The sequence below is a fragment of the Variovorax sp. BGA-UO-ETr-C22 genome (genome assembly GCF_059567965.1).
The window spans coordinates 401,891-421,063 of sequence record NZ_JCAQPA010000009.1; the positions used below are offsets into that span (position 1 = coordinate 401,891).

The 19,173-nt window shown below is 65.4% G+C and carries 15 protein-coding genes; 8 read left to right on the plus strand and 7 right to left on the minus strand.

All coding sequences use genetic code 11. The features are described from left to right. Positions 1-48 precede the first annotated feature (48 nt). On the minus strand, positions 49-942 hold the full coding sequence (locus AC57B8_RS11455; RefSeq protein WP_493195486.1) for a helix-turn-helix domain-containing protein: 894 nt from the start codon (positions 940-942) through the stop codon (positions 49-51). A gap of 307 nt (positions 943-1,249) precedes the next feature. Between AC57B8_RS11455 and AC57B8_RS11460 the strand changes: the two genes are divergently transcribed. Further along, positions 1,250-2,488: a CoA transferase gene (locus AC57B8_RS11460; RefSeq protein ID WP_492731545.1), complete on the plus strand. Its 1,239-nt coding sequence runs from the start codon at positions 1,250-1,252 to the stop codon at positions 2,486-2,488. 13 nt (positions 2,489-2,501) lie between these two features. Here the strand turns inward: AC57B8_RS11460 and AC57B8_RS11465 are convergent, their stop codons facing one another. After that, positions 2,502-2,759, minus strand: coding sequence for an acyl-CoA-binding protein (locus tag AC57B8_RS11465; RefSeq protein ID WP_062476104.1), 258 nt, complete (start codon positions 2,757-2,759; stop codon positions 2,502-2,504). 208 nt (positions 2,760-2,967) lie between these two features. Here AC57B8_RS11465 and tssI point away from each other — a divergent pair, with 208 nt between their 5' ends. From tssI to AC57B8_RS11485, 4 genes are all read left to right on the plus strand, one after another. Next, positions 2,968-6,123, plus strand: coding sequence for a type VI secretion system tip protein TssI/VgrG (gene tssI, locus AC57B8_RS11470; RefSeq protein WP_496479668.1), 3,156 nt, complete (start codon positions 2,968-2,970; stop codon positions 6,121-6,123). A gap of 80 nt (positions 6,124-6,203) precedes the next feature. Next, positions 6,204-11,186, plus strand: coding sequence for an RHS repeat-associated core domain-containing protein (locus AC57B8_RS11475; protein WP_496479669.1), 4,983 nt, complete (start codon positions 6,204-6,206; stop codon positions 11,184-11,186). Positions 11,187-11,195: 9 nt separating this feature from the next. Then, entirely contained in the window at positions 11,196-11,498 is a 303-nt protein-coding gene (locus AC57B8_RS11480; protein ID WP_496479670.1) for a hypothetical protein, read from the plus strand. Between the two features lie 256 nt (positions 11,499-11,754). After that, the gene (locus AC57B8_RS11485) at positions 11,755-11,991 is read left to right on the plus strand and encodes a hypothetical protein (protein ID WP_496479671.1); all 237 of its coding nucleotides are present in this window, start codon (positions 11,755-11,757) and stop codon (positions 11,989-11,991) included. A 286-nt stretch (positions 11,992-12,277) separates the two neighbouring features. Here the strand turns inward: AC57B8_RS11485 and AC57B8_RS11490 are convergent, their stop codons facing one another. The 5 genes from AC57B8_RS11490 to AC57B8_RS11510 form a co-directional block, all read right to left on the minus strand. Beyond that, entirely contained in the window at positions 12,278-13,126 is an 849-nt protein-coding gene (locus tag AC57B8_RS11490) for a tetratricopeptide repeat protein (protein WP_172438466.1), read from the minus strand. Between the two features lie 7 nt (positions 13,127-13,133). Beyond that, positions 13,134-13,841 carry a TetR/AcrR family transcriptional regulator gene (locus tag AC57B8_RS11495; RefSeq protein ID WP_496479672.1) on the minus strand — a complete coding sequence of 236 codons (708 nt, stop codon included), beginning with the start codon at positions 13,839-13,841 and terminating at the stop codon, positions 13,134-13,136. A 126-nt stretch (positions 13,842-13,967) separates the two neighbouring features. Continuing rightward, on the minus strand, positions 13,968-14,444 hold the full coding sequence (locus tag AC57B8_RS11500; RefSeq protein ID WP_159273549.1) for a phasin family protein: 477 nt from the start codon (positions 14,442-14,444) through the stop codon (positions 13,968-13,970). 88 nt (positions 14,445-14,532) lie between these two features. Beyond that, positions 14,533-14,982: an acyl-CoA thioesterase gene (locus AC57B8_RS11505; protein ID WP_062476095.1), complete on the minus strand. Its 450-nt coding sequence runs from the start codon at positions 14,980-14,982 to the stop codon at positions 14,533-14,535. A 74-nt stretch (positions 14,983-15,056) separates the two neighbouring features. Continuing rightward, entirely contained in the window at positions 15,057-15,953 is an 897-nt protein-coding gene (locus AC57B8_RS11510; RefSeq protein ID WP_062476092.1) for a LysR family transcriptional regulator, read from the minus strand. A gap of 131 nt (positions 15,954-16,084) precedes the next feature. Between AC57B8_RS11510 and gtdA the strand changes: the two genes are divergently transcribed. From gtdA to AC57B8_RS11525, 3 genes are all read left to right on the plus strand, one after another. Beyond that, entirely contained in the window at positions 16,085-17,167 is a 1,083-nt protein-coding gene (gene gtdA, locus AC57B8_RS11515) for a gentisate 1,2-dioxygenase (RefSeq protein ID WP_496479673.1), read from the plus strand. 70 nt (positions 17,168-17,237) lie between these two features. Next, the gene (locus AC57B8_RS11520; RefSeq protein WP_307696880.1) at positions 17,238-17,942 is read left to right on the plus strand and encodes a fumarylacetoacetate hydrolase family protein; all 705 of its coding nucleotides are present in this window, start codon (positions 17,238-17,240) and stop codon (positions 17,940-17,942) included. A 16-nt stretch (positions 17,943-17,958) separates the two neighbouring features. Next, positions 17,959-19,173, plus strand: a complete 1,215-nt coding sequence (locus tag AC57B8_RS11525) for a 3-hydroxybenzoate 6-monooxygenase (RefSeq protein ID WP_496479674.1) — start codon at positions 17,959-17,961, stop codon at positions 19,171-19,173.

Sequence of the window (19,173 nt, forward strand, 5' to 3'; positions counted from 1 at the left end):
GCGAAGTGCGCCGCGCCAGGAACGACGCGGGGAACACGGGGCGGCGCGCTACGGCGGGCTGTTGGCGGCGCGCGATGCAGCGAGCTGCATGCGATGGAAATGGCGGAATTTGGTCGGCGGCATGCGCTTGTGCAGCAGGAACTGCCGGTTGAAGTTCGACACGTTGTTGAAGCCCACGTCCATGCAGACGTCGAGCACGGGCTTGTCGCTGTTGGCGAGCAGTTCGCAGGCGCGGCCGATGCGCAGCCGGTTCACGTAGCGCACGAACGACTGCCCCGTGTGCTTGCGAAACGACCGCGAGAACGCGCTCGGGCTCTGGCCCACCAGCTCGGCCAGCATCGGCTCGCGCAGTTCGTCGCCCAGGTTGGCGGCGATGTGGGCCAGCACGTTGTTGATCGCGTGCGACATGAAGGCCTTGGGGTCGGGCGTGAACGCGGGGCTGGCCAGCCGCTGGCGGTCGTCGCTGGTCACCAGCAGCTCGAACAGCGACAGCAGCAGCACCACGCGGCGCAGCCCGCGCGCCTCGAGCAGCGCTTCCATGATCGGCTTGGCCGCGGCGGCGGTGGCGGCCGAGAAGAGCAGGCCCGAGGCCGACTCGGCCAGCAGCGGCTCGATGCGCCGGAACTCGGGGAAGGTGGCCGCCATGTTGCGTACCAGCGCGGCCGGAAACTGGATCACGATGCCGCGGCGCTCGACGCTCTGGCCGGCGGGCACGTCGCTGATCCAGTTGTGCGGCAGGTCGGGGCCCATGAACACGAGGTTGCCCGGCTCGAAGTGGCCGACGTGGTCGCCCACGAAGTACACGCCCTGGGTCTCGACGATCAGCTGGATCTCGTACTCGGGGTGGAAGTGCCAGCGCACCGTGCGATACGGATAGCCGTGCGCCCAGGCGGTGAACGATTCGTCACCTTGGACTTCGACGATTTCCAGATCGGGTTGCATGGCCGGGTGTCTTTCCTCTGTGCGTGGCCCCCGGGTTGGGGGTGAGGCGGACTGTACGAATCGCTCCGGATGCCAACAACCAGCGTTGGTGTTCGCAACTGATACTTTTTTGAGTCTCGGCCCTGCTCGGTGGCGAGGGGTGCGGCGACTCGCTGCGCTGCAGCAAACCCCTTTCTCCTCGGGGCGTGGCGCATGCCGGAGCGCAATTGCTGCGGTGCAAAAGAGCCGCTTCGCGCCGTGTCAAGATTTCATAGGTGTTTTCCCGGCCCGATCCGGCATCCGGGGCGGCACGGCACACTCGCAAGCCATGACGCAAAGCTCTCTTTCCCCTCCGGCCGCGGGTCCGCTGGCCGGCCTCAAGGTCGTCGAACTCGGGCAACTGATCGCCGGCCCGTTCGCGGCGCGCACGCTGGCCGACTTCGGCGCCGACGTGGTCAAGATCGAACCGCCCGGCGCGGGCGACCCGTTGCGCACCTGGCGGCTGCTGAAGGACGGCACCTCCGTCTGGTGGCAGGTGCAGTCGCGCAACAAGCGCTCGCTGGCGCTGGACCTGCGCCAGCCCGAGGCGCAGGCCATCGTGCGCCAGCTCGCGGCCGAGGCCGACGTGCTGGTCGAGAACTTCCGCCCCGGTGCGATGGAAGGCTGGGGCCTGGGGCCCGACGAACTGCTGGCCGCCAACCCCGCACTCGTGATGCTGCGCATCAGCGGCTACGGCCAGACCGGCCCCTATCGCGACCGCCCCGGCTTCGGCGTGGTGGCCGAAGCCATGGGCGGGCTGCGCCACCTCACGGGCGAACCGGGTCGCGTGCCGGTGCGCGTGGGCGTGTCGATCGGCGACACGCTGGCCTCGCTGCACGGCGTGATCGGCGTGCTGATGGCGATGCAGCACCGCCACGCCACCGTGAGCGCCGAATTCCCGAAGGGCCGGGGCCAGGTGGTCGACGTCGCGCTGTACGAGGCGGTCTTCAACTGCATGGAAAGCCTGCTGCCCGAGTACGCCGAATTCGGCGCGGTGCGCGAGGCCGCCGGCAGCGCGCTGCCGGGCATTGCGCCCACCAACGCCTACCGCTGCGCGGACGGCGGCTACGCCATCGTCGCGGGCAACGGCGACAGCATCTTCAAGCGGCTCATGGCCTGCATCGGCCGGCCGGACCTCGCAGCCGACCCGGCGCTGGCTGGCAACACGGGGCGCGTGGCGCAGGTCGGGATGCTCGATGCCGCCATCGGCGACTGGGCCGCGCAGCGCACGGTGACCGAGGTGCTGGCCGCGCTCGATGCGGCGCATGTGCCGGCCGGGCGCATCTACACCATCGCCGACATCGCGGCCGACCCGCACTACGCCGCGCGCGGCATGCTGCAGGAGGTGAAGATGCCCGACGGCAGCGCGCTCGCGGTGCCCGGCTTCGTGCCCAAGCTGTCGCTCACGCCGGCCGGCCACCGGCGCAATGCGCCGGCGCTGGGGGCGGACACGCAGGCGGTGCTGGAGGAGATCGGGTTGAGCGCCGGGCAGATCGCCGCGTTGCAGGAACGCGGGATCGTCGGTTGATCGACGCGGAGGATCAGCCCCGGAGGGACTCGATCAGGTCGATGTACTTCTGCTTGGCTTCGTCGGCGGTGGCGCCCTTCTGGGCGGTCCACGCGTCCCACTTGGCGCGCGCGACGATGTCGCTGAAGCTGGGCTTCTTGGCGGTGTTGTCGCCTTCGGTCGCCTGCTTGAACAGGGCGTAGATCTTCAGCAGGGTCGGGTTGTCGGGGCGCTCGGCCAGCAGCTTGGAGTTGGCCTGGGCGGCTTCGAATTGGGCGTTGAGGTCGGACATGGCAGTCGGGAAGAAGGTCAGAAAGCGCGCATCTTAAATGGATTGGTACCAAGTGGTACCAATCGTGAGCTTGCAGGCCCTTCAGTCCGTCAGGCCTGCGCGCGCCAGCTCCACATCCAGCCGCTCGCGAGCGTCTTTCGCTTCGACGTCGTGAATTTTTCGCGCTCCTTTGAGTTGCTTGGTGTGCCGACGTCGGATTGACCATTGTTTGCAACGGTGCGGCGCGGGCGTGCCACAGACTTTTTGGATCCCTGTTTTGCCAGAGGTCCACCACGTGTCTCACACCCTTGCGGTCACAAGCCCTGCACTGCCCGATGCCCTCGAACCCGTGCGCCTGTCGGGCCACGAAGGCCTCAATGCCTTGTTCGAATACGAGCTGCTGCTCAAGACCCCCGATGCGCTCAACTTCAGTTTCAGCCAGGCGGCAGACATCGACCTGGACGCCCTCATCGGCTGCGAGATCAGTTGCTCGATCGAGCTCGATGGCGCAGGAGAGTTTGCGGCAGGCGCCGTGGGCGGCAATACAGGTGGGCTGGGCGCCGGCACACGGCAGATCAATGCGCTCATTGCCGGCGCGCAGCTGTGGGGCGAAGAAGGCCGCCACATTCAATACAAGCTCACGCTGCGTCCCTGGCTGCATCTGGCGACCCTGAGCACCGACTGCAAGATCTACCAGAACAAGACCGTCGTCGACATCCTGGACGAACTGTTCGCCGACTACTCCTTTCCCGTCGACAAGCACTTCGTCGAGACCTACCCGGCTCGGGACTACCAGACGCAGTTCAACGAGAGCGACTTCGCATTCTTCGAACGCTTGTGTCAAGAGTGGGGAATTTCTTATCACTTCCGCCACAGCGACGGCAAGCACCGCCTCGTACTCACCGACAACATGGGCGCGCACCCGCCCATGGACAGCGCTGTCTATCAGCAGGTGGAGTACCACCCCCCGGGCTGGAAAGTCGATGCCGAATACATCAGCAGCTTCGTTCCGCATCACCAACTCACCAGCGGCCGCTACGTCAGCCGCGACTACGACTACACCCGGCCCAAAGCCGATCTGAGCACCGAACAGGCCGCACCTCGCCCGACCGGGCAAGCGGACCTGGAGGTCTACCAGTGGCACGACAGCCGGGCCGGCAGCCACTACGTGCAACCGCGCGCAGGCACGGGCACCAACGAACCCCTTGCAGAAGGCAATCGCATCGCCCTGCTGCGCATGCAGGCCCTGCGCACCCACCGTGCGAGGGCCAAGGCCAGCGGTCAACTGCGCGGCATGGTTCCCGGCGGGACGTTCCAGTTGCTCAAGCATCCGCGCGAAGCCGCCAACGTCCAGTACCTGGTGCTCGACAGCCAGTTCCTCATCGAGAACGTCGCGCAAGAAAGCCAGGGCATCGAAGCGGCCTCCCACCGCAAGCAGCAATGGCGTGTCGAAGTCGACTTCACGGCCCACCCGATCACAGAACCCCTGCGTCCGGCGCTGCTGCGGCACAAGCCGCACACGCAGGGCCCGCAGGTCGCGGTGGTGGTCGGGCCCGAGGGAGAGAACCTGTGGACCGACGACCTGGGCCGCATCAAGGTCCAGTTTCCGTGGGACCGCCTGGGGCAGAAGAACCAGCACTCCACCTGCTGGCTGCGCGTGAGCTCTCCATGGGCCGGCAACCAACTGGGCGGCGTGCAGGTGCCGCGCATCGGCCAGGAGCTGATTGTCGATTTCATCGGCGGCGACCCCGACCTGCCCATCTGCACCGGCCGGGTCCACAACCAGATGAACCTGCCGCCCTGGGAGCTGCCCGGCCAGGCCGCGCTGTCGGGGTTCAGGAGCCGCGAACTCGTCAAGGAAGGCGGCAACAGCCCGGGCGGACGCTCCAATCACCTGGTCCTTGACGACACCGACCAGAAGATCCAGGCGCAGCTCAAGAGCGATCACCAAAGCAGTTCACTGAGCTTGGGCCATGTCACGCGCATCGACAGTAATGCAGGCCGGCTGGACGCACGCGGCGAAGGTTTTGAACTGCGAACTGACGCCCATGGCGCCATCCGGGCGACACAGGGCCTTCTCATCACGACTGAAGCACGCCCCAATGCAAAGGCCCATCTGCTCGACAGTGGCGAGACCCGTCAGCGTTTGGTCGAAGCCCGCGATCTGCACGATGCCGGCGCGCAAGAAGCGCAGAAGAACAAAGCCCAGGAGGGCAATGACCAGGCCGAGGTCGCCAAGTCGTTGCAGGAGCAGAACGATGCGGTCAAGGGCGATGGTGCCGCCGATGTCGAAGCCGGTCGGTTCCCCGAGCTGGCACAGCCGCACCTGGTGCTGGCCAGCCCCGCCGGCATCGAAACCACCAGCCAGTTCAGCACCCACATCGCCAGTGTCGAGCACACGGCGATCACGAGCGGCAAGCACACGAGCATCACCAGCGGCGACAGCCTGCTGGGCGTGGCCCTGCAGGCCATCAAGCTCTTTGCAGCGCAAAAGGGCATCAAGGTCGTCGCGGCGCAGGCCGACATCGACATCCAGGCGTTGAAGACCTGCATCAATCTCCTGGCCAAGGACGAGATCACCCTGCGGGCCGACAAGATCACAATCGAGGCCAAGACGCAGCTGCTGGTCAGCGGGGGCGGCAGCTACACCCGCTACAAGGGCGGCAGCATCGAAAGCGGCACCACCGGCCCGCACGTGCAGCGCGCCAGCGTGCACAGCATGGTCGGCCCCAGCAGCACAAGCCGGCCGAGCCTGCCCGAGGGGCTGAAGCCCGGCAAGGGGCAGCTCGAACTCACGCACCGCTATGCAAACGGCGAAGGCTTGAAGGGCGCCGACTACAAGGTCACGGACTCGGCTGGGCAGGTCAAGACGGGCACGCTCGACGCCAAGGGCTTTGCGGCCGTCTCGGGGCTGGCGCCGGGTGGTGCGCGCATCGAGTTGGGCAAGGATCCTGCGGATCCGTGGGACGAGGCTAGCTACATCGGGAAACCGAGTTGGCCCGCGCGCGAAGGCTCGGCCACCGACATGGGCGTGGCGCCCCCGAACGACATGCTCGATGGGCTGATGGCCCAAGCCGCAGATGCGGCGAAGGGCAAGGATGCGTTGGCAGCGACGCTCAAGGCAGGCCTTGCGGGTGGGGCCACTTCGGCAATCGCAAAGGCCCTGGGGGGACCGATGGGCAGTGCCGTCGCCGGACTCGCCTCAACGGCTCTCGGGGTCAACGCGCTCCGCGCGGCGAACGTGGCCACGAGCATGCGAGATCAAGCCTCAGGCGCAGCCACCACTGCATTGAGCGGCATCGCCCAAGGCGTGCCAGGGCTTGGTGCGCCTGCCGCGCCGTCGCGCCTGCCACCGGGCATCTTGCCCATGCACACCACCGTCTGACCCGCAGATCGCACGCCGATCTGCGTCCCCATTGCAACGACATCAAAAAAGGAGCGAACAGCTCCAGGGAGTCTAGTCACATGAGCATTTCGCAAACGGAGATCGAGAAGAGATCCGAAGAAAAAGTCCCGGTCGTCAAGCCGCTGGCGGACGTTCAGCCATCGGAGGTCGCGCAGGCGGCCGGCGAAGTGGACCAGTGGCTGCGCAGCATCAGCGACGGTTACGTCAATCTGGAGCGCATCAGGACCGTTGCCGGGGCACTGCCGGTCATCGGCAACATCATGTCGCTGGTCGATGCGTTGTGCGACATCATTGCCATCATCACCAAGAAGGCCAGCAACGAGGTCGAGGCCTTCTTCAACTGGGTCAGCCTGGCGATCAATCTGATCGGTATCGTGCCGGGCGCGGGTGGTCCCGTGCGCATGGGCTTGCGGCCTTTGATGCAAGTGCTGCGCCAGAAGCTTAAGACATCGACGCACGACATTGGCGTAACTGTGCTCGTGCTGTTGCAGGAGCATGTGAATTCCCAAGTGAAAGGTGAACTTGAGAAGTTCGTCACTACCGCACAGGACGAGCTCAATGGTCTGCTGGCCAAAGCTGGAATCCTGGGGCGGGGAATCACCGCAAGCTGGAGCGAAGGGCTGCGCAGGCTTTCGCAGGGAAAGCTCTTTGTCATCGACCCGCCGCCCGAGAAGTCGCGCTACGACCCAGGCGAGAAGTCCGAATACAGCAACTTCTTTGCCGCAGCCCTTGGCGCACTCTCGAACAGCGCAGAGGCAGTAAGTCAGAAGGCAAAGCAAGTCGCCAAGGAGCAGGCCAACGCTGTGTTCAAGCAGTTCGTCGTCGGGACCGCCATTGGCAAGGCGCTCGAGCGCAACGCAGACCTCCTCGACGTCCTCGGCACGCAGATCGAGCAGAAACTCAAGGAGCAAGGCGACAAGGCCGCCGAGCGTTCCGTCGGCTGGCTGCTGTTCACGCTCAAGGAGATACTGAAAAAAGGCGGCTCCCAAAAACTGGCGGCTGCACTGAACGGCAAAACCACCGCGCGGCGCGATGCGCAGAAGGCAGAGAGGCCGCTCGGTGTCGTCAGCCACGAGAACACCCAGGTCAAGAAAGACGGCAACTGCTGCACGGCCACGGGCGCAAAGGCGCCTGCAGCGCGTGGCAGGTCACGCCGCTCGATCAACTATGCCACCGGCAGCGAGACCTTCGTGCACACCGACTTCGTGCTGCCCGGTCTCATGCCCATCGTGTGGAGCCGCACCTACCACTCGCGCCTGGGCGCCTATGACAGCCCTGTTCTGCAAGGCAGCCATGCGGCGCCGGCCTACCTTGGCGCGCGCTGGACCACCGCGTACACCACACGCATCGAACAAGCCCAGGACGGAAGCCTGCGCTACTTCGGTGCCGACGGTCGCACGCACGAATTCCCCCGGCTCGCGGGGCCGTCCGAAGATGAGGCGGGCCAGACCCACCACGATCCCATCGAGGACCTGACCTTGGGGCGTGGCAACGATGGCCTCCTGATCCTCAGCCACGGGCGCGACTACATCGAGACCTTCGAGCTGGCCCCCGTGTTCTGGCGCGACGGCAAAGCCCGCACCCGAAACAAAGCCGTCTGCTACCGGCTGGCCTCGCAGCGCACACGCGAAGGCCACACCACCGAACTGGCCTACCGCCATGAAAGCGGCCAGCTCTCGGACATCGTCAGCGGCCAGACGCATGTCAGCACCGCCCTTGATGAACAAGGCCGTATCCAGAGCCTGTGGCTGGTGCAGGAGGCCCAGGCCGTGCGCCAACTGGCCACCTACGTCTACCAGGACCACGCCGACGGCAGCAGCGACCTCGTCGCCGCGCACGACGAGAACCAGGACATCTGGCGCTACGACTATCTGCACCACGCGGACAACAGCAGCACCCATCTCATCAGCCGCTACACCGACCGCACCGGTCGCGGCACGCACCTGCAGTGGATGCATGAGGACGGATTTTCAGTTGACTTGGACAGCACCAACAGCGAGCGAGCCAAGGCGTGGCACGAGCGTGCCGACGATCGCAGCTTCGAAACTACCCTCATCTGGAACAAGCACGTCCGCCTGACCACCGTCGTTGACGCGCTGGGGGGAGAAACCCTCTACCACTACGACGAGCTCGGCTACGTCTACCGCATCGTCTACCCCGGCATCACAGGCGCCGACGGCAAGATCATCGAGCACGAGGAGTGGTTCTTCCGCGATGCGCGCCGCAACATCACCTCCCACCTGCATCCCGACGGCACACAGGACAACTACAGCTACGACACGCATGGCAATCTCGCAAGCCACACCCAGGCCGACGGCAGCATCATCCATTTCGCCTATGACGAGATGGACAACCTCACTGGCATCCGGGATGCCGAAGGGCATGCGTGGAAGCGCACCTACGACGGCACCCATCTGGTCGAAGAGATCGATCCGCTGGGTCACAAGACCGCGTACGCCTACAACGAGGCCGGTCTGCCGGTGGAAATCACCGACGCCAAGGGCGGCAAGAAGCAACTGGCCTATGACGCGGCCGGCCAGCTGACGGCCTACACCGATTGCTCCGGCAAGACCAGCAGTTGGGCCTATGACGAGCGCGGCCGCCTGGTCAAAGAGAGCAATGCGGCAGGCGAGGCCACCCAGTACCACTATGCGCGCGGCCAGCTGGCAGGTGTCACCCATCCCGATGGTGCCCAGGAGCACTTCGATCACGATGCCGAAGGCCGCTTGCTCGCGCACCGCGATGCCTTGCAACGCGAGACCCGCTACCAGTACACCGTGGCCGGCCAGATCGCCCAGCGCATCGACGCCAACCACCACACGCTCGACTACCAGTGGGATCGCCTGGGCCGGCTGGTCACGCTGCGCAATGAGAACGGCAGAACCCACAGCTTGCGCTATGACCCCCTCGGCAAGCTGTTGGCCGAAGTTCACTTCGACAACGTCAAGACCAGCTACGGCTACACGGCATCGACGGGCGTGCTGCACCAGGTCAATGAAGGCGATGCGGTCACGCAGCTCGAATTCGACCCGATGGGGCGGCTCCTGCGGCGCAGCGCGGCGCTGTACATCGAGCCCATGGACAGCCAGGGCCAGCCGACCGGGCGCACCCTGGACCGCGAGCATGCCCAGGCCGACCACTACGCCTACGATGGCAACGGCCGGCTCGTCGATGCGAGGAACGCCGGCATCCAGTTGCAGTGGTTCTACGATGCCGCCGGCAACACGAGGACCGAACACCATCACTACCTGATCGACGACCAGGGCAAGCCGAGCAGCCAGCCGATGACGGCCGTCTGGCAGCACCGCTACGACGAGCTGGGCAACCGCATCCAGACCACGCGCCCAGACGGTCACGCCAGCACCTGGTTGACCTACGGCTCAGGCCATGTGCACGGCCTGATGCTCGATGACATGGAGGCCCTGCAGATCGAGCGGGACGACCTGCACCGCGAGGTCAAGCGCACGCAAGCCAACGAGGTGGCGCAGGAGCAGCAATACGACCCCGCGGGGCGGCTGAAGGCCCAGACTCTCAGCCGCGCCGAGCGATTGGGGCAGAGTCGTGGCGCGCCTGCCTCCAACACCTCGGCGCTCGGCATCCGGCGCCAGTACAGCTACGACCGGGCTGGCCAGCTCACCGACATCGGTGACAGCCGCCGCGACGGCCTGAGCTATCGCTACGACCCTGTGGGCCGGTTGCTGCAGGCGCAAAGCCGACTGGGCACCGAGACCTTCGCCTTCGATCCGGCCAGCAATATCCTGGACCCGATGACGCCGGTGGCCAAGGAGGCTGGGACGATCCACAACATCCCCGCCATCCTGAACAACCTGGTGAAGGACTACGCCGGCACGCATTTCACGTACGACGTCAGGGGCAACATGGTCGAGCGCCTGCACCAAGGCCAGCGCACGCGCTTCGCATGGGATGCGCTGGGACGCCTGAGAGAGGCGCGCACGCAGGACACCCGCACCTCATTCCTGTACGACCCGCTGGGTCGGCGCATTGCCAAGCGCAGCGAGCCGATCGTCATGAGCTCCGGGATGGACGGCAGCCACTACCACGCAGCCGAATACCAGCGCCAGATGCACGAACGTGGGCTGGGCACGGTGCTCTTCGGGTGGGATGGCAATCAGATGGCTTGGGAGTCGGACTCGGCACGGAACCGAACCGTGCACTACGTCTTCGAGCCCGATAGCTTCGTACCGGTGTTGCAGGCCAGCGTGCAGGGGCCCATCACGCAGAGCTTCCTGAAGCGACCCGCCAAGGCGACGAGCGCGTACACCAACCAGGAAGGCAACTACGACCTGGGTCTGGACCCGCTCTACAACGGCGACTACGCGCCGGGCATCGGCGATGACGGGGAGCCGCCGAAGCCGCTGGCGAACATTCACTACTACCAGTGTGACCACCTGGGCACGCCGATGGAGCTGACCGACGAGGGCGGCAACATCGCGTGGGAGGCGAACTACAAGGCGTGGGGTGAGGCCAGGCTCACGATCAGTGAGGCGGCCAGGAAGGCAGGGCTGAAGAATCCGATCCGGTTCCAGGGGCAGTATCTGGACGAGGAAACTGGGCTGCACTACAACCGATTTAGGTATTACGACCCCATGATGGGGCGGTTTGTGTCGAAAGATCCGATTGGGTTACTAGGGGGATCAAATGCTCATCGGTACGCCCCGAATCCGGTCGAATGGCTCGACCCGTTGGGGCTCTTGCAACTTTATCGAGGAGGCGCATCCTTGACAAATGGCGTAGAAAAGTCAGTGAAGATCAACAAAGACACCGGAATGCTAAAGGCGAAATCCGATTTCGAAGATTTAAGCAGAGGAATGTCGGTTAATACAGACCCGTGCGATAAATATGTTCAATCAAATGGTGGCGCTTATGCGGTCGGCCATCTTCCTGCTACTCTCATTGCAGAGCCAAGAGGGAGGGTGGGGCATTATGAAATTATTCCCCGAGAGCCCATGACATTAGAGAGTTATAAGGAGGAGTTGAAGAAAATTAAATTGACTCCTGTGGCGAAAAAATGCGGAAATTGAATTTTCAAAATGAATAACTTCCCAAAAATTAATCTAGATGCCAATTCTCTGTTGGATGGATTTAACAGAGGGTATCTTCAGGATGTTGAAATAGTTTTTGAAGATGGAGGGCGATATTTGTTGTATTTCATAAGCCCACTGACAATTTCCATGTATTTTTCTCCTCGACAAGTCCAAGGAGGTTACACTATTTTCTATACCGAAAAAAACTTGGTAATAATTCCTGAAATCACGATGTCGTGCATAGAGTCTGCTGTGAGGAAAATGACGGAAGAATGCCGTTTTGAGGAATTGCGTATCGAAATCGATTGATTTGAAAAGGGGTTTAATCTCATGAGTTGTGAAGATTTCCCGGCCAATCCGATGTCAGTTGCGCATTCGAGTTTTAAAGGTTTTCTAGCTCTGCTAACTTGCCGACAGCGAGTTCAAGGACTTGATGTTTACCAATTTGCGAATCAATCGAAGAGTTTCTAGGTACAGATAGACTGGTGATGCGATCAGATCGCAAAGGTGGAAGGCTGGGAGATCGTCTGACAAACACGAAGTCATTCTGAAAAAGGATTTCTCCATGAATCGTGCTATTTTCAGAGAAATAGAAAAGGCGCTGCCGCAAGATTTTTCAGTAGAAGCGTTGAGGCAGCTTGCAATTGATCTGCGAGAAAATGGAGTAAGCAAGGCGGAAATTTTGGAAAATTTCCGTGAATTCGATCTTGCCCTAAAAAACAATGAAAGAAATGAGGCGAGCGACTATGTGGAAGAGGTAATGGACATGATGGCTGGTTACTATGTCGGGCGGAAATCTTGATTTGAAGTGAAAATAGATGTGATTCAACGAGCAATTTCAAAAGATGCTGCTTGTGAACGGGATGTGGTGACAGTTGACGTGGGGCGGGGCATTGAATGCGGAGCCCGGCAAAAAAGCGACGGCTGTTTGGCGACAACCTCAAAAGCCACTGTGTTTGGAGGACCAAACGGGACCATCACTGCATGCCCAGGACTTGAGCATTGATGCCAACAAGATCTCAGCCGATGAACGGCGTCGATATCGTCCGCGAAGGGTGACGAGTCGAGAGCTACCCAGAAAGAACCCCTCAGTCCGTCAGTCCCGCCCGCGCCAGCTCCACATCCAACCGCTCCCGCGCATCCGCCGGCGTCAGCGCCGCCGCCTTCTCGTACAGCCCGTTCGCCTCACCGAGGCGCGACTCGCCGTGCAGCATCAGCAGCGCACGCGCGTACTCCATCATCCCGGCCGCCGACTGCGGGTGCAGCGCCAGCCCGCGCTCGAACAGCTCGATCGAGGTTTCGGCGCGCACGCCGTACGTCATGCGCCCGACCAGCGCGCCGACCTTGTCGATCACCTCGGCGTGGAAGGCGGCCAGGGCGAGGTGCGCGTCGCCGTGCTCCGGCTGCAGTTCGATCACGTGCTCCAGCGCGCCCTTGAGCTTGGTGCCCAGGCCCTGCGCCAGGGCGCGGGCCACGCTGATGCCCTGGCTGTAACGGCCCAGCGCGTAGGCCTGCCAGTACAGCGCCTGGCAGTTGTCGGGCTCGGCGGCGACCTGCGCGCCGGCGCGTTCGATCACCTGGCGGAACATGGCGAGCCGCACGGCCTCGCGCGGCTCCAGGTAGTTGGCGTAGATGGCGGTCGCCTGGTTGGCGAGCGCCAAGCCGTCGGGGCCGTGCCGCAGGCCGAGGGCGGCGGCGCGTTCGAACTCGCCGCTGTGGTACAGCGCCCAGCCTTCGGCCAGCGGCGCGTCGGGCGCGGGCGGCGGCAGTGCGTGGCCGGCGTGCAGGCGCTGCCAGTGCGCGAGCAGGCTGCGCGCGTCGTAGCGGGGCACGTCGGGGTAGGGAAGGGGCGTCCAGGGTTCGGTGCCGGCGGTGGCCGTGGCCGCGGCAGGGCCGGCGGACAGCAGCGAGAGCGGTTTGAAATCGGAGTGGGGCATGGATGTTCTAGGCCGCCATATCGACCGTGGGTGGCACGGGGCTGGGGTTGCTGACGGCGCTTTCGCCGTTGTAGGCATTGCTCAGCGCCAGCAGGTGGCGACGCTGGTCGCGTGCGAGGTAGGGCGCGAGCAGGTGCAGCGTGTGGTGGCCGCCGCGCATCAGCGCACCCTGCGCGTGCGCGGGCTCCAGCGCCTGGCGCGGGTTGCGCACGTACTCGTAGCTGAGCCAGTAGGTCAGCACGACGACCATGCTCTGGGCCAGCGTGTCGACCTCGTGCGCGTCGATGTCCAGGTGGCCGGCGCGGCTCAGGCCGGCGATCAGCTGGCGGATGGCGCGCGCCTTGTTCTTGAGCACGAGCTGGAACTGGGTCTCCAGGTGCCGGTTCTTGCTCAGCAGGTCGTTGAGGTCGCGGTACAGGAAGCGGTAGCGCCAGATCAGCTCGAACAGGCTGTGCATGAAGAACCAGGCGTCCTCCACGTCGTGCACGCCTTCGCTGGCGTGCAGCAGCTCGTTGAGCTCGGCTTCGTAGCCTTCGTAGAGCTTGTTGATCAGCTCTTCCTTGGCGGGGTAGTGGTAGTAGAGATTGCCGGGGCTGATGTTCAGCTCGCCGGCCACCAGCGTGGTCGACACGTTCGGTTCCCCGAAGCGGTTGAACAAATCCAATGCGGCTTCGAGGATGCGTTGCGCAGTGCGGCGTGGCGCCTTCTTTGCCATGTCGGTGCCCCCGTGGTTTCTCTTGGTCTTGGGGGCACTCTAGCGCATGTGCGCTGCACCATGAACGGTGCGGGGCATGTTTTGCGGCGCTGAATTTTTGTGCAGTGCCGCAATTACAGAACGATGTCAGCCGGCCTTGGTACGGCGCAGGGTCTTCTTGGCGGCGGGGGCCGGTGCGGCCTTGCGCGAGGCGCGCACGGGCGAGGTCTTTGCGTCGCGCTGCTTGAGCTGGGCTTCGAGCGCCTCGACGCGCGCCTGCAGCGCGGCCACGTCGGCGGCCGAGGGCACGCCGAGTTTTTCGAGCGCGCGCGCCACGCGGTCTTCGAAGATGTTCTCGAGCTTGCCCCACTGGCCGGCGGCCTTGGTGCCGAACTCGCTGGCGAAGCCGGCCATGCGCTGCTGGGCCTGGGCCAGGGTTTCCTCGGCGGCCTGCTGGGTTTTCTTCTGCATGCCGGCGCCGTCCTTGACCAGCGCCTCGAAGGCCTTGCTGCCTTCCTGCTGCATCTTGGCGAAGGCGCCGAGGCCGGCCAGCCAGATCTGCTGGGCCGAGTCCTTGATGCGGTCGGTCTTGTCGTTGCTGTCGTCGTCTCGGGAGGTGGCCATGCGGTGTGTTCCTTGGGATGCAATCGCACGACTCTAGCCGCCCGGGCGCCCCGTGGTTAGGGCGCGCCGCCTATCCCCGCGCCGGGGATCAGGGCGTGCCGCCGGCGGCGCGGCTGGCGTCCAGGTGCGCCTTGGCGCGCTCGGCCAGCGCCATTTCGCCGGGCGTGCCGGGCACGAAGGCTTCCACCGGCAGCGGCCGGCCGTGCGAGTCGACCGAGACGAACACGATCAGGCATTCGGTGGTCTTTTCCATCACGCCGCCTTTCATGTCGCCGCTGCGCACCTCGACCGAGATGTTCATGCTGGTCTTGCCGGTGTAGGCCAGGCGGGCCTCGACCTCGACCAGGTCGCCGATCATGATCGGCCGGTGAAAGCGGATGCTGCCGATGAAGGCGGTGACGCAGTAGCGCTTGGCCCAGCTGGTGGCGCAGGCGTAGCCGGCCTCGTCGATCCACTTCATGACCGTGCCGCCGTGGACCTTGCCGCCGAAGTTGACGGTGCTGGGTTCGGCCAGGAATCGGAGGGTGATGGAAGACATGGGGCGCCTTTTTTCTGTGGGCTGTGGGTGGGGAGCCGCGATTATGCGAGCGCCCGGGCGCCCTTTGGCGCCGTTCAGCTGCCGCTGAACAGCTGCGCCAGCGTGCGGCGCAGCCAGGCGTTGCCCGGGTCGGCATGAAAGCGCTCGTGCCAGTGCTGCTTGACCGCATAGGCCGGCAGCGTGAAGGGCGGCGCCAGCACCTTCACCGGCTCCTGCGTGGCCAGCACGTTGCCCAGGATGCGCGGCACCACCACGATCAGCTCGGTGTGGGCCACGATGCGCGCCACGCTCAGGAAGCTCGACAGCCGCACCACCACGTTGCGCTTGAGGCCCAGGCGCGCGATGGTGGTGTCGACGATGGCGTGCCCCGTGCCCGAGCTGGACACCACCGCGTGCGCTTCTTCCTCGAAGCGCTTGCGCGTGAGCTTGGCGCCGATGCGCGGATGGTTCTGCGCCGCCAGGCAGACGAAGTTCTGCATGAACAGCACCTGCTGGTAGAAGCCCGCGTCCAGCTGCGGCATGAAGCCCACGGCCAGGTCGACGTCGCCGTCCTGCAGGCGGCGGCCGCTGTGGGTGGAGATGATCTCGGTCTCGATGTGCACGCCCGGCGCCGCATGGCGCAGGTGGTCGAGCAGGCCGGGCAGCAGCACCACCTCGCTGATGTCGGTCATGCAGATGCGAAAGCGCCGCTGCGCGCGCGCCGGCTCGAAGCTGCTGCGGTTGCCCTGCGCCTGCGCCAGCTGCGCCAGCGCCTCGCGCAGGTTCGGGTAGATGCGCTCGGCGTGCGGCGTGGGCTGCATGCCCTGCGCGGTGCGGGTGAACAGGCGGTCGTCGAAGTGCGCGCGCAGCTTGTTCAGCGCCGTGCTGGCCGCGGCCTGCGCCATGCCCAGGCGCTCGGCCGCCTTGGTGACGTTGCCGGTCTTGTAGACCTCGTCGAACACGGCGAGCCATTCGAGATCGAGCTTGGACATGGGGTGAGGCGGGACGGAGCCCTGAAGGCGAAAGGCACCATTATCGAAATTTCGAATTCCGTGTATTGGCATGCGGTCTTGAGGAAATAGTGGTGCGGGTCAACAATGCCGCCAACGGAGACACCGACCCCATGAACCCCGCTTCTTCCCATGCCGCCAGCGCACCGGCCAACGCCGCCGAGCGCCGCGACTACTACGCCCGCATCCGCCCGCTGAACCTCTCGCCGCTGTGGGAGTCGCTGCACGTGCTGGTGCCGCGCGAACCCGCGAGCCCGTGCGTGCCCGCGCTATGGCGCTACGACGAGATCCGCCCGCTGCTCATGGAATCGGCCGACCTCATCACCGCCGAAGAGGCCGTGCGCCGCGTGCTGGTGCTCGAGAACCCGGCGCTGCCCGGCAACGCGTCGATCACGCAGTCGATCTACGCCGGCCTGCAGCTCATCATGCCGGGCGAGGTGGCACCGTCGCACCGCCATGTGCAGTCGGCGCTGCGCTTCATCGTCGACGGCAAGGGTGCCTACACCACCGTGGGCGGCGAGCGCACGACGATGCACCCCGGCGACTTCATCATCACGCCCTCGTGGGCCTGGCACGACCACGGCAACGAAGGCATCGAAGGCGTGACCGAGCCGGTGGTCTGGCTCGACGGCCTCGACATTCCCATGCTGCGCTTCTTCGACGCCGGCTTCGCCGAGAACGACGACGCCAAGGTGCAGCACGTGGCGCGCCCCGAAGGCCACAGCCTGGCGCGCTTCGGCCACAACATGGTGCCGGTGCGGCACGACCACACCTCGGCCACCTCGCCGATCTTCAACTACCCCTACCCGCGCAGCCGCGAGGCGCTGGCCCAGTTGCAGAAGCAGGAGGCGCCCGACGCCTGGCTCGGCCACAAGCTGCGCTACATCAACCCGCTGACGGGCGGCTCGCCGATGCCGACCATCTCGACCCAGCTGCAGCTGCTGCCCCAGGGCTTCGCAGGCCAGGCGCACCGCGCCACCGACGGCACCGTCTACAGCGTGGTCGAAGGCCACGGCACGGCCGAAATCGCCGGCCAGCGTTTCGACTTCGGCCCGCGCGACACCTTCGTCGTGCCCTCGTGGGCGCCGCTGCGCCTGTCGTCGCCGAGCGAAGACACCGTGCTCTTCAGCTTTTCCGACCGCCCCGTGCAGCAGGCCATGGGCATCCTGCGCGAAGCCTTTCTCGAAGACGCCTGAAAGCGCGGCGACCTTCTTTCCTTCTTTTTCTTGTTTGTCTGATGTGCCGTCCCCCGCGGCAGGAGCTTCCATGTCCTTCGTCTTCACTCCCCCTTCCATCGTCGGCCTGCCCATCGTGGGCTCCGACAAGCAGTTCCCCGTGCGCCGCGTCTACTGCGTGGGCCGCAACTACGCGGCGCATGCGCGCGAGATGGGCTTCGATCCCGACCGCGAACCGCCGTTCTTCTTCTGCAAGCCCAACGACGACGCCTCGGTCGTGCCCGTGGCCGAAGGCGCCACCGCAGCCATTCCCTACCCGCCGCTCACGAGCAACTACCACTACGAAGCCGAGCTGGTGGTCGCCATCGGCAAGGGCGGCAAGGACATCCCGGTCGACCAGGCCGCCAGCCACATCCACAGCTACGCCGTGGGCCTGGACATGACGCGCCGCGACCTGCAGATGAAGATGCGCGAAGCCGGCCGCCCCTGGGAGATCGGCAAGGCCTTCGACTTCTCGGCCCCCATCGCGCCGCTGCGCACGCTGGCCGACGTGGGCGAGATCAACGCCGGCGCCATCACGCTCGAGGTCGACGGCCAGGTGCGCCAGAACAGCGACATCACGCACCTGATCTGGTCGGTGAACGAAGTCATCGCCAACCTCTCGACGCTGTTCGCGCTGCAGCCTGGCGACCTGATCTTCACCGGCACGCCCGAAGGCGTGGGCGCGGTGAAGCCGGGCCAGACGATCAAGGTCAGCATCGAGCGTCTGCCGTCCCTGACTGTTCGCATCGACTGAGCGCCCCGGCCCGCGCATGACCCTCTCGAAGCATCCTCCCTCCGTGCTGCTCGTCGGCGGCGGCATCGGCGGCATGGCCGCCGCGCTCGCGCTCGCACGCCTGGGCGTGGCGATCGACCTGCTCGAACAGAGCGCTGTCATCGGCGAGATCGGCGCCGGCCTGCAGCTCGGCCCCAACGCCTTCGCGGCGCTCGACGCGCTCGGCGTGGGCGAGGCCGTGCGCCGCAGCGCGGTGTTCACCGACCGGCTCGTGATGATGGACGCGGTCGACTGCAGCGAAGTGGCTTCGGTGCCCGTCGGCGAGGCCTTCCGCGCGCGCTTCGGCAATCCGTACGCCGTGAGCCACCGCGCCGACCTGCACGGCGCGATCCATAAGGCCGTGAAGCAGCATCCACTGATCCGCTTCCACACCTCGGCGCAGGTCGAGGCGATCGACATCGGCGCGCACGGCGTCACGGCCGTCACGCGCGACGGCCGCCGTTTCCAGGCCGACGCCATCGTCGGCTGCGACGGCGTGAAGTCGGTGGTGCGCGCCAAGCTCATCGGCGACGCGCCGCGCGTGTCGGGCCATGTGGTCTACCGCGCCGTCGTGCCCGCGGCCGACATGCCCGCCGACCTGCAATGGAACGCACCCGTGGTCTGGGCCGGGCCCAACTGCCACCTGGTGCACTACCCGCTGCGCCACGGCGAGCAGTACAACCTGGTCGTCACCTTCCACAGCCGCGATGCCGAAGAATGGGGCGTCACCGACGGCAGCAAGGACGAGGTGCTGTCGTACTTCGAAGGCGTGCATGCGCGCCCGCGCCAGCTGCTCGATCGCCCGACCTCGTGGCGCCGCTGGAGCACCGCCGACCGCGACCCGGTCGAGCGCTGGAGCGACGGCCCGGCCACGCTGCTGGGCGACGCGGCGCATCCCATGATGCAGTACCTCGCGCAGGGCGCCTGCATGGCGCTCGAAGACGCCGTGACGCTCGGCGAGGCCGTGAAGGCCTGCGACTTCGACATGACCGCCGCCTTCCAGCGCTACGAACAGGCCCGCATCGCACGCTGCGCGCGCGTCGTGCTGTCGGTGCGCGAGATGGGGCGCCTGTACCACGCCCAGGGCGTGGAGCGCCTCGTGCGCAACAGCCTGTGGACCGGGCGCACGCCCGAACGCTTCTACGATGCGGTCGAATGGCTCTACGCCTGGCGACCTGAGCACTGCCTGGGCGATGCGCCCGCGCCGCGCTGA